13 protein-coding genes are annotated in these 14,595 nt (G+C 67.7%); 6 read left to right on the forward strand and 7 right to left on the reverse strand.

Annotated features, from left to right (window positions below; translation table 11 throughout):
* Nucleotides 1–85 precede the first annotated feature (85 nt).
* From PSC72_RS18805 to PSC72_RS18815, 3 genes are all read right to left on the reverse strand, one after another.
* Nucleotides 86–2,536, reverse strand: a complete 2,451-nt coding sequence (locus PSC72_RS18805; RefSeq protein ID WP_382261873.1) for a hypothetical protein — start codon at nt 2,534–2,536, stop codon at nt 86–88.
* A gap of 168 nt (nt 2,537–2,704) precedes the next feature.
* On the reverse strand, nt 2,705–3,424 hold the full coding sequence (locus tag PSC72_RS18810; protein ID WP_274322960.1) for a ThuA domain-containing protein: 720 nt from the start codon (nt 3,422–3,424) through the stop codon (nt 2,705–2,707).
* Nucleotides 3,425–3,497: 73 nt separating this feature from the next.
* On the reverse strand, nt 3,498–3,803 hold the full coding sequence (locus PSC72_RS18815; RefSeq protein WP_274322961.1) for a HalOD1 output domain-containing protein: 306 nt from the start codon (nt 3,801–3,803) through the stop codon (nt 3,498–3,500).
* A 717-nt stretch (nt 3,804–4,520) separates the two neighbouring features.
* Between PSC72_RS18815 and PSC72_RS18820 the strand changes: the two genes are divergently transcribed.
* Entirely contained in the window at nt 4,521–5,765 is a 1,245-nt protein-coding gene (locus PSC72_RS18820; RefSeq protein WP_274322962.1) for a mandelate racemase/muconate lactonizing enzyme family protein, read from the forward strand.
* Between the two features lie 129 nt (nt 5,766–5,894).
* Here PSC72_RS18820 and PSC72_RS18825 read toward each other — a convergent pair whose 3' ends face one another.
* Nucleotides 5,895–6,833 (reverse strand): dihydrodipicolinate synthase family protein, encoded by a 939-nt coding sequence (locus tag PSC72_RS18825; RefSeq protein ID WP_274322963.1) that lies wholly within the window; start codon nt 6,831–6,833, stop codon nt 5,895–5,897.
* Between the two features lie 47 nt (nt 6,834–6,880).
* The gene (locus tag PSC72_RS18830) at nt 6,881–7,825 is read right to left on the reverse strand and encodes a dihydrodipicolinate synthase family protein (protein ID WP_274322964.1); all 945 of its coding nucleotides are present in this window, start codon (nt 7,823–7,825) and stop codon (nt 6,881–6,883) included.
* Between the two features lie 175 nt (nt 7,826–8,000).
* On the opposite strand from PSC72_RS18830, the gene PSC72_RS18835 reads away from it, so the two are divergent.
* From PSC72_RS18835 to PSC72_RS18850, 4 genes are all read left to right on the forward strand, one after another.
* Nucleotides 8,001–9,137 (forward strand): mandelate racemase/muconate lactonizing enzyme family protein, encoded by a 1,137-nt coding sequence (locus tag PSC72_RS18835; RefSeq protein ID WP_274322965.1) that lies wholly within the window; start codon nt 8,001–8,003, stop codon nt 9,135–9,137.
* Between the two features lie 78 nt (nt 9,138–9,215).
* Nucleotides 9,216–10,436: a pectinesterase family protein gene (locus tag PSC72_RS18840; RefSeq protein ID WP_274322966.1), complete on the forward strand. Its 1,221-nt coding sequence runs from the start codon at nt 9,216–9,218 to the stop codon at nt 10,434–10,436.
* A gap of 75 nt (nt 10,437–10,511) precedes the next feature.
* On the forward strand, nt 10,512–11,351 hold the full coding sequence (locus PSC72_RS18845) for an NAD-dependent epimerase/dehydratase family protein (RefSeq protein ID WP_274322967.1): 840 nt from the start codon (nt 10,512–10,514) through the stop codon (nt 11,349–11,351).
* A 348-nt stretch (nt 11,352–11,699) separates the two neighbouring features.
* Nucleotides 11,700–11,963 (forward strand): hypothetical protein, encoded by a 264-nt coding sequence (locus PSC72_RS18850; RefSeq protein ID WP_274322968.1) that lies wholly within the window; start codon nt 11,700–11,702, stop codon nt 11,961–11,963.
* A 19-nt stretch (nt 11,964–11,982) separates the two neighbouring features.
* On the opposite strand, the gene PSC72_RS18855 is transcribed toward PSC72_RS18850, so the two are convergent.
* On the reverse strand, nt 11,983–12,417 hold the full coding sequence (locus tag PSC72_RS18855) for a PPC domain-containing DNA-binding protein (protein ID WP_274322969.1): 435 nt from the start codon (nt 12,415–12,417) through the stop codon (nt 11,983–11,985).
* Between the two features lie 58 nt (nt 12,418–12,475).
* A complete protein-coding gene (locus PSC72_RS18860; protein ID WP_274322970.1) occupies nt 12,476–13,531 on the reverse strand; it encodes a lactonase family protein in 1,056 nt (351 codons plus the stop codon).
* Between the two features lie 130 nt (nt 13,532–13,661).
* On the opposite strand from PSC72_RS18860, the gene PSC72_RS18865 reads away from it, so the two are divergent.
* Nucleotides 13,662–14,555: a hypothetical protein gene (locus PSC72_RS18865; RefSeq protein ID WP_274322971.1), complete on the forward strand. Its 894-nt coding sequence runs from the start codon at nt 13,662–13,664 to the stop codon at nt 14,553–14,555.
* Nucleotides 14,556–14,595: the final 40 nt, after the last annotated feature.

The following is a 14,595-nucleotide window of genomic DNA, read 5'->3' on the forward strand; positions in this document are numbered from 1 at the left end:
CGGGAGTACGGCGACGGCACCGCTGTCGGACGGCCCGTGACGCCGTCGCCGGTGCGTCACGAGGTGCGACGCGTCTGTCGCCGTCTCAGGGCGGACTCGCGTTCTCCTCTTCGACGGCGAGCGCCCACTGGTCGAGCCAGCTGCGCAGGCCGCTACTCGGCACGTTCAGCGTGTGCGTCGTCCCGCCGTGGTCCGGATAGCCTCCGACGTCCGTGTGACTGTTGGGGATGTCGGAGTCGGCGGGATCGGAGACGTCCGTGTTCAGCGACCGGTTCCTGATCTCGTCGACGACGCGCTGCTCGTGGCTAATCCGGTCGGCCGGTCGCGCGCCGGCGTAGTTGAGGTTGTGGCTCTCGACCTCGCTCGACGGCATGGGCGAGAGGTCGCCCGGCCACAACGGCCGCGAGCTCAGTTCGGTACCGACGTTCTGGAAGGCCCGCCCTTCCAGACCGGGGTCGGTGACGAGGTTGTCGGCGAACGAGACGCTCCCGTCGCCGAAGACGATCGCGTCCGACCAGTCGAACCGGCCGATGTAGGCGTTGCCCTCGACCGCCGCGCTGGCGCCGCCGTCGATCCAGATGGCCTTGTCGAAGTAGTAGTTGAGGCCGTTGACGACCACCGTCTCCGTGTTCGACTTGAGCCGCGGGTTGCGGTCGTTGTTCTTGGCGTACACCGTCCCGAGGATCGCGACGTTCGACGCGCCGTCGCCGACGAGCGTCCCGTTGGAGTTCTCCTCGGGGTTTTCGAGACCCTCGGCGACGAGGCAGTTCGACACGGTCGTGTCCGTGCTGTCGTAGCCGACCGAGAGGTTCTCGTCGCGACCCCAGTAGGACGTACAGTGGTCGAAGATGACGTTCGACGAGCCGTCGCGGTTGTTCAGCGGGTCCGTCCCCTCGCCGCCGCTCTCGTCGCCGCGGAAGACGCGGATGTGCTGGACGATGCAGTTGTCCGGTTCGACCTGCACCATCCCGTTGATGAACGTGATCCCGGGCGACGGCGCGGTCTGGCCGGCCACCCAGCAGTTGGGATACGTGATCGACAGGTCCGCGCCGCCCAGGTCCACGACGCCGCTCGTCTCGAAGACGATCAGCCGCGGCCCCTCCGTGGTGAACGCGTCCTGGATCGGGCCCAGGGCCGCCTCCTGGATCCTGATGACCTGGACGCTGTCGTCGAACCACGATACGTCGGCGAAGCCGTCCTCGTAGTCGAAGTACGATCCGCCGGACGTGCCGCCGCTCCCGCTCGACGTGGTGAACGAACTGACGGACCCCGTCGCCGAGTCTCCGTCGCTCGCGCTCGCCGTCACGCGGAACTCGTAGCTCGTGCCGCTGGAGAGCCCGGAGACGTCCGTACTGACCGATCCCGACGACGACAGCGTCTGTGCGCTCGTCGCGTTCCACGAACTCGCCCCCGATTCGCGGTACTCGAACGAGACGTCCGCCGAGGACGCGCCGCCGAGGTCGTCGAGCGACCCCGAGAGCGTCGCCGACGAGGCGTCGACGCTCGACGCCGACCCCGTCGAGACGACCGGGTCGGTGTCTCCGCCGCCGCTGGCGGACGTCGAGAACGTGTTCGCCGACCCGGTGGCCGCGTCGCCGTCGCTGGCGTCGGCGGCCGCCCGGAACTCGTGGTCGGTGCCCGCCGACAGCCCCGAGACCGTCTGACTGTACGACCCCGTCGACGACAGCGTCTGTGCGCTCGTCGCGGTCCACGAGCTCGCGCCCGATTCACGCCACTCGAAGTAGGCGTCTGCCGAGGACGCGCCGCCGAGGTCGTCGAGCGCGCCCGAGAGCGTCGCCGACGAGGTCCCGACGCTCGACGCCGACCCCGTCGAGACGACAGGGTCCGTGTCCCCGCCTCCGCCGGTCCCGGTGGAGACGCTTCCCGCGACCTCCACGTTCCCGACGTCTTCGTTGCTCCCCGGCGAGAGCCCGGAGAGGTTCGAGAACTGGGCGGTCGTCAGGGTCCCTTCGTTGTGGCTACAGACCGCCAGCCCGACGTACGCGCTGTCCGCGAGGTCTATCTCGCCCGGCGAGATGTCGGCGATGAGCGTCCAGTTCTCCCCGTCGGACGAACCGTAGGCTTCGATGGTGTCGCCCGACCGGACGAGTCGCTGCCAGGTCGCCGACATCGTCCCGCCGGAGACCTCCGACTCGCCGGTCCCCCCCGAAGTCGTGCTCTCTGCGTCGTTCCCGTCGTCGGAGCGCCACTGGAACGACGTGTCGTTGCCCGGCGTCTTGCGGATCATCGCGTGCTCGGCGTCGTCGTTCAGCGTCTGCCTGACCATCAGGCCCGCGCGCGCCCAGGGATCGGTGTTCTCCAGACTGTCGACCCGGACGCTCACGTCGAAGTCGCCGTCGACCTCCGTGTAGTAGTAGTGGAACTCGTCGCGGGCGTTCCAGATGTCGTAGCCGCCCCCCTCGATCGTGATCGTCGTCGCCGCCGCGACCGCGTCCGCCGCGTAGTTCGATGCCAGTACGCCTGTGGTCCCGAGCCCGATCGCCCGGAGGAACGTGCGCCTGTCGTGGTGTGCCATTTGTGCCACCACTGCATTCCACAAATGCATCAATGATAAACATTTTCTAGATATGATTACACGATATATAATTCAAGGATGCTTGCAAGTCGACTAGCGGAGGTGACGGCGTCGCTACTCGGCGCGGAAGGGCGGTGAGAAAGCGGCTGTCGTCGGCCGGTCAGACGGTTACTCCGTGGACTCTGCGGGTTCGACTTCGCCCCAGACGGCGTCGCTCCCTTCGGTCGGCGCGGCCCACTCGACTGCGTTGGCGATGACCTGCTGGACCTCGTCCTGATAGAGGATGGGGTACTCCTCGTGGCCGGGGCGGAAGGCGAAGATCCGGCCGCGGCCGCGTCGGTAGCAGACGCCCGAGCGGAACACCTCGCCGCCCTCGAACCAGGAGATGAAGACGGTGCGGTCCGGCTCGGGGATGTCGTACGGCTCGCCGTACATCTCGGTCGACGGGATCTCGAACGACTCCGGGAGCCCGTCGGCGATGGGGTGGCCGGGGTCGGCGGCCCAGACGCGCTCGGTCTCGCCGCCGTGGCGGTACTTGATGTTACAGGTGGTCCCCATCAGCCGCTTGAACGGCTTGGAGTTCTTCCCGGAGTGCAGGGGAACGAACCCCATCCCCTCGTGCACGGCGTCTACCACACGGGACGCGACGTCGTCACTCACCTCGTCGTTGGCGCAGTGGGACCACCAGACGAGCACGTCGGTCTCGTCGATCACGTCCTCGGTGAGACCGTGTTCGGGCTCCTGGAGCGTCGCCGTCCGCGTCTCGAATCCGCGTTCGGCGAGCGCCTCCGCGACCGCACCGTGGATGCCGTCGGGATAGCGTTCGGCGACCTCCGGCTCTTCCTGTTCGTGGACGTTCTCGTTCCAGACGGTGACCTGAAGCGTCATTACCGCTGTCTGCTCCGGCGAGCGGAATAAGTCCTTCCGTCGCGCTCGTCGGCGATCAGTTCCACCCGCAGCCTCACTCGGCCAGCGGTTCGTCGGTCCGCGGGACCTTCGTTCCCGCCGTCCCGCCGAGCGCCGGCGACAAGGGTTCGTCCCTGTCGAGGAGGACGCTCCCGTCGGTGGTGACCGTCACGTCGTGGCCGGCGTACGGAAAGGAGAACCGCGTCGGCGCCGGCAGGTCCCCGGACGGGTCGAACAGCGCGTTGAGCGCGTCAGGGTCGATTGCGTCGGACAGCGGCGGCAAGTCGATCGGATCGACCAGGTCGGCCGCGGCGACCGATTCGAGGATCGAGAGCACGATAGTGGATGATTCTTCGGACACGTTCTGGAGGATACCGCTGCTGAGTATAGTCCTATTCGCGACTTACGTACGGTCGGCTTCCCGTATTCTCCAGACACGGCCCGGATTGGTGCCGAAAGCGCGCGTTCGATCCGACGTCCAGTCGCCCTCCGCGTTGGGCGAAGTACCTGCCCGTGAGTTCGACGATTCCCCAGCCGCGAACAATTACGTTTGTAGGGGTGTAATTACAGGGGTGTTTTTCCGGACACTGGCGGCAATTTACCGGTGAACGTACCGTCAACGCGGCCCGAAAACGGTCATAACGAGTCTCTCGGTGGCAGTACAAGGCCAATTCGCTTCCACCGAACACCCATAGCGTTCGGTCAGTCGCGTCGGGACGCCGGTTACCGCCCCACAGATCCATGGGGTAACCGGGAAACGGCCTCGATACCGCTCACAAGCGGGGGATCGATCGATGGCAGCCACGCACCGGGGACCAGTTGGTCTCCCGGGAGAGACTATTTCACCATTTGTTGGACCCCGAATTGTTCCCGTGAAGGGAACACTGGAATTCGGCCCGAATCACAGAATCGTGCCCAGAATCGGTTTATGGGGCGAAATTGTCGAACCCAGGGCCAGTACCGGCCGATAATGTAGACTGGTTGGTGGGTGTAGCGGGTGGTAGTGTTCCTCTAGAGGGAACGGGATCTGTTCAGGCGGTCGCACATGATTTAAGCGGTCCCGCACGAGTGTTGGCCTATGGACATCGCTGCCATCGACAGCTACGCGCTCTCCTCTCCGATCGACCCGCCCCAGGACCGCCCGTTCCACGGAGGGACGCGACGACTCCTGAAACGGGACGTGGTACTCGTCGTCGTCGAGACGACCGACGGCCGGCGCGGGTTCGCCACGGCGGGCGCGAGCAGTTCCGCGATGACCGAGTACTTCGAGGGCGACTCGCAGGGCACGTTCGCCGATATCGTGGAGGGGCCGGTCGCCGACGCGCTCGAAGGCGAACACATCGATGCGATCGCAGACGTGCACGACCTGATCCGCGCGGGTGACGTCCCCGCCGGCGACGTGACCGAGGCCATCTCGGCGATCGACGTGGCGCTGTACGACCTCCGCGGGAAGGAACACGGCGTCCCGATCTACGAACTGCTTGCCGAGGAGTACGACACCGACCCGACGCTCGACCTCCCGCTGTACGCGAGCGCGGGCATGTACATGGAACCCGAGGGCTTCGCCGAACAGGCCGAGGTCATCGAGGACCTGGGCTTTTTCGGCTACAAGTACCGGCCGGGTATCGGCCCGGACGGCGACCGGCGGACGGTCGAACTGCTCGCGGACGCTCTCGACGAGACGGAGTTCATGCTCGACGTCCACACGTGGTGGAAGCTCGGCGAAGCCTACGGTCGGGAGACGGTGCGCGAACTGGTCGAGCACGCGGGCGAGCGGGGCGCCTACTGGGTCGAAGAACCGGTCGAACCGGACGACTACGAGGGCTACGTCGACCTCGCCGAGACGGGGACGCCGCTAGCCGGCGGCGAGAGTGAGGAGTCGCCGCAGGGCCTCGTCGAACTCGGGGAGACGGGCGCCGTCTCGTTCCTCCAGGGGGACGTGCGCCACCACGAGGGGTTCACGGGCTGTCGCGGCGCCGTCGAGTTCTGTCGCGACCGCGACGACGTGGAGTTCGTCCCGCACAACTTCGGCACCTGGCTCGGGCTCGCCGCGAACGCCCACCTCGTCGCCGCCGCGCCCGAGACTCGCCTCCTCGAATACCCGGTCTTCGAGAACGACCCGGCGCTCGACGCCGGCACCGTCGCGGGCATGTACCCCTTCGAACTCGCCTTCGACATCATCGAAGGCGAGCCAGACGTCGAGGACGGCGTCCTCTCGGTCCCGGAGGGGCCGGGGCTGGGCGTCGAAGTCGACCTCGACGTGGTCGAGGAGTACCCGTTCACCGACGGCCCCTGGACCGAGTTCCACTACGACGACGAGTGAGCGGCGACCGGGGCAGCGGCGATTTCTCTCCGTCGTGCTCGGCCGCTATCGCGATGGGGTGACTGCCGGAGAACTGAGCGCGAAAGAGGCGTGCGGTTCGGTCCGCGTCGACGCGCGACCGGACCGCAGTTACTCGATGAGACGGTTGATGTCGTCGTCGAGCTGCTCGTAGAGTTCGGCCGCATACGCTTCCTGTTCGTCGGTGAGCGGCCGGATCGGTTCTCGCACGTGACCCCCGTTCAGGCCGGCGAGTTCGAGTCCCTGCTTGACGGCGGCGACGCTGGACGCGCCGGGTAGCGTGTTGTCCTGGCCCGTCTCGTCGCGGAACTCCTGGTAGGGAAGACAGATGTTGCGCAGTTCGCGAGCGCGCTCCCAGTTCTCGTTCTGCAGCGCCTCGAAGAGGGCAAGTCCGACTTCCGGGCGGAAGTTGCTGACGCCCGCGGAGAAGCCCTCGACGCCCTCGGCCCAGAAGGAGACGGCGTAGGGCTCGGCGAGGCCGTCGACCCAGACGACGTCGTCCGTGCCGGCGGCGATGCCCGCGCCCAGTTTCACCGGGTCTTCCAGCGCGTACTTGATGCCGACGACGCCGTCGACGCGGGTCAGACCGGCGAGGTAGTCGACCGAGGGGTCGAACCCGCGGACGTACGGGACGAGCGGCCGTTCGCTGGCGGCGTCGAGTTCACGGTAGTAGTCGAGGAGCCCCTGCTCGTGGAGGTACGTGTGGTCCGGGGGCATGATCATCATCGCGTCGACGCCGTCGCGGTCGTAGGCCTCGATCAGTTCGATCGCGTCGGCCGTGCTCCCGCCGACGCCGCCCAGAACGCAGGCGTCGTCGGGGAGCGCCTCGACGCTCGCCTTCGCGATGGAGATCCGTTCGTCCTGTGAGAGCGAGTGATATTCGCTGATGTTCGCAGTCGCCAGAAACGTCCGTATTCCTTCGTCGTAGAGCGCCTGCGCGTTATCGGCGAGTTTGTCGTATTCGATTTCCAGGGAGTCGTCGAAGGGTGTCAGGAGGCCGACAGCCACCCCTCTGAGACGCTCCCGTATCTGGCCGTCTGACAAACGCATGGTGTGAAGATCAGTGTCATCTCCTATAAACCCATCGTCTACCCCGGTCAGTCCGACAGGTCCGGGGAGCGCGAGGGCGTCCAGGTTTCGAGCCGTTCGTAGTACGATTCGAGGCGCTCGCGGTCGGCCGCGCCGAGATCGACCAGCGGTCGTCGGACGCTGCCGCCCGTGTACCCCGCTATATCCAGGCCGTGTTTGACCACCGGGACGTTGTTCCCGTTCGGGACGGAACTGCCCTCTCCGGGTTCGTCCCGGAGGTCTTCGAGCGGCCGGAGCGCGCGCTGGATCCGGCGCGCGCGGTCCCACTGCCCCTTCTCGATGGCCTCGAACAGCGCCAGCGTCACTCGCGGGACGAAGTTGCCCACGCCGGTCGTGTACCCCGACGCGCCCTCGATCGCGAAGGGGATCGCGTAGCGCTCGGCGATCCCGTTGATCCACGTCACCGATCCCTCGGCGTCCTCGACCGTCTGGGCGAACTCGCGCACGTCGTCGACGGCGAACTTCACGGCGACTACCTCGTCCAGTTCGCTCAGTTCGACGAGCACGTCGCGGGTGATCTCCGGCCCGCGCTTGTAGACGACGACGCCGAGGTCGGTCCCGTCGCAGATCGCCTCGTAGTAGGACACCAGCCCGCGCTCGTGGACGTACGTGTGGTCCGGGTGCATCACCATCACGGCGTCGGCACCGGCCTCCCGGTAGCGCTCGGCGAGGGCGAGGACCTCTCGTTCGTTGCCGGAGGCCCCAGCGGCGATGGTCGCCTCGTCGCCGGTCGCCTCGGCGTGGGTCTCGACGACCGCGACGCGCTCCTCGTCGGTCAGCGCGTAGTACTCGCCGGTGTTCCCACAGGGGACGAACAGCCGCGCGCCGGCGTCGTAGAGGCCGGACAGGTTGTCGGCCAGCGCCTCGTGGTCGACCTCGTCCTCGGCGTCGAACGGCACGGGCGTGGTAAACGCGACGGTCTCGAAGCTACTTCGCAGTCTCCCTCCGTCCATGTCGTGACTGTTCGTCTAGCACGGTCTTAAACGTTGACCGCGGCTCCGTCCCGGGGTTCTCGGTGGCGGAGTACGCGATGGGGCGCCCGTCGACCGACGGCCCGGCCGACCACTCGACGCCGCGGTCTCGCCGCTCAGCACAAGCTATATGCGCCGGCGGGTATCGCACTGAGACATGGAGATCACCGATCTCGACGTCTACGGTCTCTCGCACAGGCTGCCCGACGGCGAGGGCCTCGGCGACGCGCGCGGATTCGGCCACGACCGAGCGACGACGCTCCTGCGACTGGAGACGGACGACGGCACCGTCGGCTGGGGCGAGGCGTTCGCGCCCGGCCCGATCGTCGAGGCGACCGTCGACGAACTGTTCCGCGACGAGGTGGTCGGCATGGACCCCGTCGACTCGGCCTCGCTCGCGACCCGGTCGTACACCGATCCCTACCACTTCGGCGGGAGCGTCTTCGTTCAGAGCGTCGTCAGCGCCGTCGACGTGGCCTGCTGGGACATCCGCGGCAAGGCCGCCGGCCGCCCGGTCTACCGCCTGCTCGGCGGGCCCGAACGCGAGGAGTTGCTCCCCTACGCCTCGACGATGTACTACACCGAGCGCGACCGACCTATCGAGGAGCCGATGCGCGAAGCCGTCGACGAGGGCTTCGAGGCGGCGAAGATCAAGATCGGCGCCGACCCGGAGACCGACGTCGAACGGGTCCGGACCGCGCGCGAGATCCTCGGCGACGACGCCCGCCTGATGGTCGACATGAACGGCAACTACCGCCCCGACCAAGCGATCCGGTCGATCCGGGCGATCGCGGACTACGACCTCACGTGGGTCGAGGAGCCGGTTCCGCCGGAGAACCTCTCTGGCTACCGGGAACTCAGACAGCGGACCGACGTGCCGCTGGCGGCGGGGGAGGCCCACTACGGGCGCTTCGAGTTCAAGCGGCTGATCGACGACCGCCTCGTCGACGTGGTCCAACCGAACCTCGCTCGGTGTGGCGGCCTCTCGGAGGCCCGTCGGATCGCCGACCTGGCGTCGACGGAGAACGTCGCCGTCCGCCCGCACATCTGGAACAGCGCGGTCGGTCTCGCCGCGGCCGTCCAGTTCGCGGCCAGCGTCGGCGACTACCCCCACACCCGCAACGTCCCCGACCCGATGATGGTCGAGTTCGACCGCAGCGCCAACCCGCTGCGCGAGGACATCCTGGAGACCCCCTTCGACCCGACGGGCGGCCGTCTGGCCGTGCCCCAGGAGCCCGGGCTGGGAATCACCGTGGACGAAGACGCGATCGAACGCTACAGCGGATCTGAATAGGCGTTCGGCGGAGGGGGACGCCCGGTCGGCCGGGCTGAGTGCAGCAGGTTTTTGTGTCGGTTTATCGACTATCAGGGCATGTCCGACGAGAGCGATAGCGACGACCAGCGCCGGGAGCCGAAGCGGCCGTCTCGGCGACAGCTGTTGGCCATGACTGGGACGGCGGTCCTGGGATCGATCGCCGGCTGTAGCGGAGACGGGGAGCCGGCAACCGCCGATCCGGGGGCGACGCCGACGGAGACGGCCGCGCCGACCCCGACGGCCACCGCGACCGACACGCCGACCGCGACGGGCACCCCGTCGCCGTCGCCGACAGAAACCCAGAGCGTCGAGGAGCTGATCGCCCAGTACGGCTGTCCCGCGGAGAGCGACGAGTACGACGCCGTCGTCGCGAAAGACGGCTCCGGTGACTTCGAGTCGGTCCAGGCGGCCACCGACGCGATCGATCCGGGGACCTTCGACGGGTTCCGCGTCTTCATCAAGCCCGGGCGGTACAAGGAGAAGATCCGCCTGCCGCCGAACCGCACGGACGTGACCTTCGTCGGCGAGAGCGCGACCGAGACGGTCCTCACTTACGACGACCACGCCGACAAGACCGGCGACAACGGCGAGGAACTCGGTACCTCGCAGTCGTCGAGCTTCTTCGCCGACGGGCTGGACTTCACGGCGCGGAACATCACCTTCGAGAACGCCGCGCCGGACGTGGCCCAGGCCGTCGCGATGCGCGTCAGCGGCGACCGCGCGTTCTTCGAGAACTGCCGGTTCGTCGGCAACCAGGACACCCTCTACAACTACGGGCGGGGCACCCGCCAGTACTTCCGGAACTGCTACGTGGAGGGCGACGTGGACTTCATCTTCGGCCTCGCGACGGCGGTGTTCGACAACTGCAAGATCAACTGCAAGGACGAGGGGTACATCGTCGCCCCCGCCACGCCCGAGAAACAGGACCACGGGTACGTCTTCAGGAACTGCGAGATCACCGGCGACGCGCCCGAGCAGTCCGTGTACCTCGGCCGGCCGTGGGAGCCCTACGGACAGGCCGTGTTCATGAACTCCTACCTCGGCGACGTGATCCGACCGGCGGGCTGGGAGCCGTGGGACGAGCCCGAACACGACGACAAGACGAAGACGGCGTTCCTGGCCGAGTACAACAACGAGGGCCCGGGTGCGGCCACCGACCAGCGCGTCGACTGGGCGCACCAGCTCAGTGACGCCGAGGCCAAACAGTACGAGTCGCTGGAGACCGTCTTCGGCGGCTGGACGATCGAGGAGTGCCTGTCCGACGACGCGAGCGCGTAGGGGCGCGACCGATCGGGAATCGGACGGTAGCGCGGGATCCGACATTTTCATAGGGGGACGAACCCGCTATTGGGTATGGACGTTCTGGTTACCGGCGCGTACGGACGCTGCGGCACGGCGCTGATCGACCACCTGCACGACGACGACGCCTACGACTTCACGTACTACAACCGGTCGGACCGGCCCGACGACCACCCCTACGGCGGCTACGACACCATCGTCGGCAACGTCACCGACGGCGAGAAGCTCCGCGCGGCCTCCGAGGACCGGGACGCGATGGTCCACATGGCCGCCTATCCCTACACGGACGGCGACTGGACCGACGTGCTCGAACCGAACATCGTCGGCGCGTACAACGCCCTCGAAGCCGCCCGCGAGGAGGAAGTCGAGACGTTCGTCTTCCTCTCGACCAACCACGTGATGGGCAAGTACGAGATAGAACACGCGCCCGAGCTGTACAGCCGGGACTACAGCCTCCTCGTCGACCACACGGACCCGGTCAGGCCCGACTCCTACTACGGCGCCTCCAAGAGCTTCGGCGAGGACCTGGCCCGCTACTACGTCGAGGAGTTCGAGTACCCGAAACACGTCTACTCGCTGCGGGTCGGGACGGTCAACATGCCCGAGTACGACCACCCGTACGGCAACGCCGAGTCCGGCGTCGACGACGGGGACTTCGAGCGCGGCAGCCCGGAGTACGAACGCGCCGTCGCCCGGATGAAGTGCACCTGGCAGTCCCGCCGGGACTTCGCCCACCAGGTGGAGTGCTGTCTCGAAGACGACAACGTCGAGTACGGGACCTTCTACGGCGTCAGCGACAACCAGCGCCGCTGGTTCGACCTCGAACACGCCCGGTCGCTGATCGACTACAACCCGCAGGACGACGGCGACGAGTGGGACGAACCCCCGGCCTGATATCCGAGCGAACTCGCCAGTCGGCCGACGCTGTATCTCCAGATCGCACGAGAGAAAACCTCGCGAACGGGACCGGTCGCCGAGTCATGGCAGGGTGGATCTGCGCGCCCGGTACGGTCCCGTCACCGAGAGCAGACAGCAGACAGCAGTACCGCGTGTGGATTTGCGCGGAGTGGTGTTGGGGATTAGTTCGATGTCTGTGCGCTGTCCCGCGTGGGGTTCGGGACGACTACGGCTTCGGAAGTTGAGTATATATGCTTTCTCCATAACATACGATAGATGATACGACTGGCCGAACGCGCGACCCGACCCAAACCAATTTATAGGAGTGCACCGGAGATATCGGTAATGGCGACCAGCAAGAACGCGAGCGGTGCGAACAGTTTCGCGACGCGAGCGGCGTCGGAAATCAAGGAATCGGTGCTGGCGAGAGTCGCGACGCTGGGGGTCCTTCTGACGTTCCTCGCTATCGCGATCGAGGCCGCGATCCGCTCCGGATTCCTCGTCCGGGGGATCTCCGGCATCTGGGCGACGATCTTCCTGCTGTGGGGCGTCGCGCTCGTAGTCGCCGGGACGGTCGGGCGGACGCTGATCTGGTGGCGCCGCCGGTGAGAACGGGGTACGCTCGTCGTTATCGCTCGGTCAACTGCGAAACGTTGTGTTCTCCGGGTTCCCGCGTCAGCGAGAGCCCGTCGATCTTCCGGATCGTGAACTCGCCGAGGACGTTCACCTCACAGCCCTCCTCTAAGTGACCGCCTACGGTCCGCTCCCCGTTGAACGCCGTGACGTGGAGGTGCGGTTCGCCGTCCGCGATCGCACCACCGACGTTCGTGACCTCCCAGGAGCCGTCGAGTTCGAGGTCGACGTTCCGGTCCGACTGGTCTTCCGGGAGGTCCGTCCGGTTGACGTAGTGGATGTTGAGGTTGCTGAACGTCCCGATCCCCGAGACCACGGCCCCGGTGTCGACGTCGTGGTCCTCGCAGGCCGCCTCTATCGATTCCAGTGCCATGTCGCCGCGGTCGAGACGGACGATGACGTGCCCGTCGTCTGATTCGAAGGACTCCATACACCCGTCGATCGGTCGCGCGGAGAATAAATCTGCCCCTACCGGCGGCGCGAACGAGTCACGCTCGCCGGAGGAACGCGAGACAGGTCGGTTTCGGGACCGCCCGACGCGCGCGTTCGTCGAGACCGCCGCTGTCCCCGACCGCGAAGCTGACGACGGTGAAGTCGTCGCGGTTCTCGCAGAGCAGGAAGCGACCCCGCGGGTCGAGCGCGAAGTCCCGCGGATTCGCGCCGCCGGTGGGAGTGTGCCCCAGCGAGGTGAGCGACCCGTCGTCGGCGACCCCGAACTCGGCGATACTCTGGTGGCCTCGGTTCGAGACGTACACTCGGCCGGAGGGGTGGACGTGTACGTCGGAGGGGGCGTTGTCCGCGACCGAGGCCTCGTCGGGGACGGTGCTCACGGCCCCGACGGGAGAGAGCGCGCCGGTGTCGGCGTCGCGAGCGAGCGTCGTCACCGTCGAGTCCAGTTCGCCGACGAGGTAGCCGAACTCGCCGTCGGTCCCGAACGCGAGGTGGCGCGGTCCCGTCCCCGGCGGGAGGGACACGCCTCCCGGCTCCGCCGGGCGGAGACGGTCGGACGCGGCGTCGATCCGATACGCTTCGACGCGGTCGGTCCCCAGGTCCGGGACGTAGACGAACTCGCCGTCGGGACCGGGGACGGCGGCGTGGGGGTGCGGTTCGGCCTGGCGGTTCGAGTTCGCGCCGCTGCCTTCGTGGGCGACCACGTCGCAAGCGGCGCCCAGGTCACCGTCGCCGTCGACGGGGTACATCGCCGCGGTCCCGCCGCCGTAGTTCGCGGTGAAGGCGTACCGGCCTTCGGGGTCGACGCTCACGTAGCACGGGCCGACGCCCTCGCTCGACCGGTCGACCCGGCGGCGGAGCGACCCGTCTTCCCGGTCGACGGCGAACGCGCTCACCGTGCCTCCGTCCGTCCGGTTCGCGACGTAGACCCTGTCGCGGTCGGGATGGGGGGCGAGGTACATCGGGTGCTCGACGGACGTCGACGCCGTTTCGGACAGCGTCCCCGCGGCCCCGTCGTAGGCGTACGCGTAGACGCCGGCATCGCCGTCGCCGGCCGTCGAACAGACAAGCGCGAGGTGCTCCGAGTCGGTCATCGACGCCACGTACTCCCGGTGTCACCTTGATTCGACCGGTCGTCGATCCGCCGTGCGGGCGGGCTGAACGGCGTCGTCGAACCGGCCCCGTCACCGAAAGACCCTTACTGTGAGACCGTAACACAGGGATATGAATCGCCGCGCGTTTCTCGCGACAGCAGCGGCAGTCACGGCCGGATGCGGCCAGACCGAACGCACGACCGACTCGCCGTCCGGAGACGACGGCCCGGCGACCGAGACGCGATCGAGCGGCGGCGGTCCGGCGACGGACTCGCCGACACGGACCGAGACCGCGACGGTCGCCCCCGCGTCCGTCGGGGTGACCGACGTGTCCGTCCCGTCGACCATAGAGATCGGGACCGCGGGCACGCTGTCGGTCACGCTGGAGAACGCGGGCGGGCAGTCGGGGTCGTTCTCCTCGGCCGTCGAAGCGAAGGTCGGAACCGGCGAGTGGACGGCGACCGACGCGACCGTCGAGGCGACCGTGGCCGCGGGCGAGTCGGTCACCGAGACGGTCGATCTCCCGCCGAATCACTACGTCGAACCGGCGTCGTACCGGCTCGCCGACGCCGACCCAGTCGCGCGGACCCGGTTCGTCGCCAGGGAGATCCCCCTCGGAGAGACCCACCTCCTCCCCAACGGCGTCGCGCTGTCCGTCCACGACGTCGGGTTCGGCGAGACCTACACCTACGAGAGCAGCGGCGGCGAGAAAACCGCCGAACCCACCGACGGCGACAAGTGGGCCGTCGGCACGGTCCGCGCCGAGAACACGGCCGACGAACCGGCGCGAGCGCCGCTGGTCTCGGACATCGGGTTCTTCCGCGGCGAGGAGGAGTACTCCTTCCAGCACCTCTCCGACAACCGCGACCGCTACCGGGGCGGCGAACTCGAACCCGGCTCGGTCAGCGAGGGCGACCTGCCCGCGAACGTCCCGGTCGCGGCCGAGCGGGCAGCCCTCAGAGTGGAGTACAGCGAGAGCTTCGAGGAAGGCCAGATCACGGTGAACTGGACGCTCGGCGAGTAACGACGCTCCGGACCACGGCCGACGGCTCGCGGACGACTTG

This window comes from Halosimplex aquaticum, from assembly GCF_028747785.1.
Classification (GTDB): Archaea; Halobacteriota; Halobacteria; order Halobacteriales; family Haloarculaceae; genus Halosimplex; species Halosimplex aquaticum.

Bases quoted from the DNA above. Each gene is read 5' to 3' on its own strand.
- PSC72_RS18850 (WP_274322968.1), top strand. From the start codon at position 11,700: ATGGCGACCAGCAAGAACGCGAGCGGTGCGAACAGTTTCGCGACGCGA.
- PSC72_RS18835 (WP_274322965.1), top strand. From the start codon at position 8,001: ATGGAGATCACCGATCTCGACGTCTACGGTCTCTCGCACAGGCTGCCC.
- PSC72_RS18830 (WP_274322964.1), bottom strand. From the start codon at position 7,825: ATGGACGGAGGGAGACTGCGAAGTAGCTTCGAGACCGTCGCGTTTACC.
- PSC72_RS18805 (WP_382261873.1), bottom strand. From the start codon at position 2,536: ATGGCACACCACGACAGGCGCACGTTCCTCCGGGCGATCGGGCTCGGG.
- PSC72_RS18825 (WP_274322963.1), bottom strand. From the start codon at position 6,833: ATGCGTTTGTCAGACGGCCAGATACGGGAGCGTCTCAGAGGGGTGGCT.
- PSC72_RS18860 (WP_274322970.1), bottom strand. From the start codon at position 13,531: ATGACCGACTCGGAGCACCTCGCGCTTGTCTGTTCGACGGCCGGCGAC.
- PSC72_RS18810 (WP_274322960.1), bottom strand. From the start codon at position 3,424: ATGACGCTTCAGGTCACCGTCTGGAACGAGAACGTCCACGAACAGGAA.
- PSC72_RS18865 (WP_274322971.1), top strand. From the start codon at position 13,662: ATGAATCGCCGCGCGTTTCTCGCGACAGCAGCGGCAGTCACGGCCGGA.
- PSC72_RS18820 (WP_274322962.1), top strand. From the start codon at position 4,521: ATGGACATCGCTGCCATCGACAGCTACGCGCTCTCCTCTCCGATCGAC.
- PSC72_RS18855 (WP_274322969.1), bottom strand. From the start codon at position 12,417: ATGGAGTCCTTCGAATCAGACGACGGGCACGTCATCGTCCGTCTCGAC.
- PSC72_RS18845 (WP_274322967.1), top strand. From the start codon at position 10,512: ATGGACGTTCTGGTTACCGGCGCGTACGGACGCTGCGGCACGGCGCTG.
- PSC72_RS18840 (WP_274322966.1), top strand. From the start codon at position 9,216: ATGTCCGACGAGAGCGATAGCGACGACCAGCGCCGGGAGCCGAAGCGG.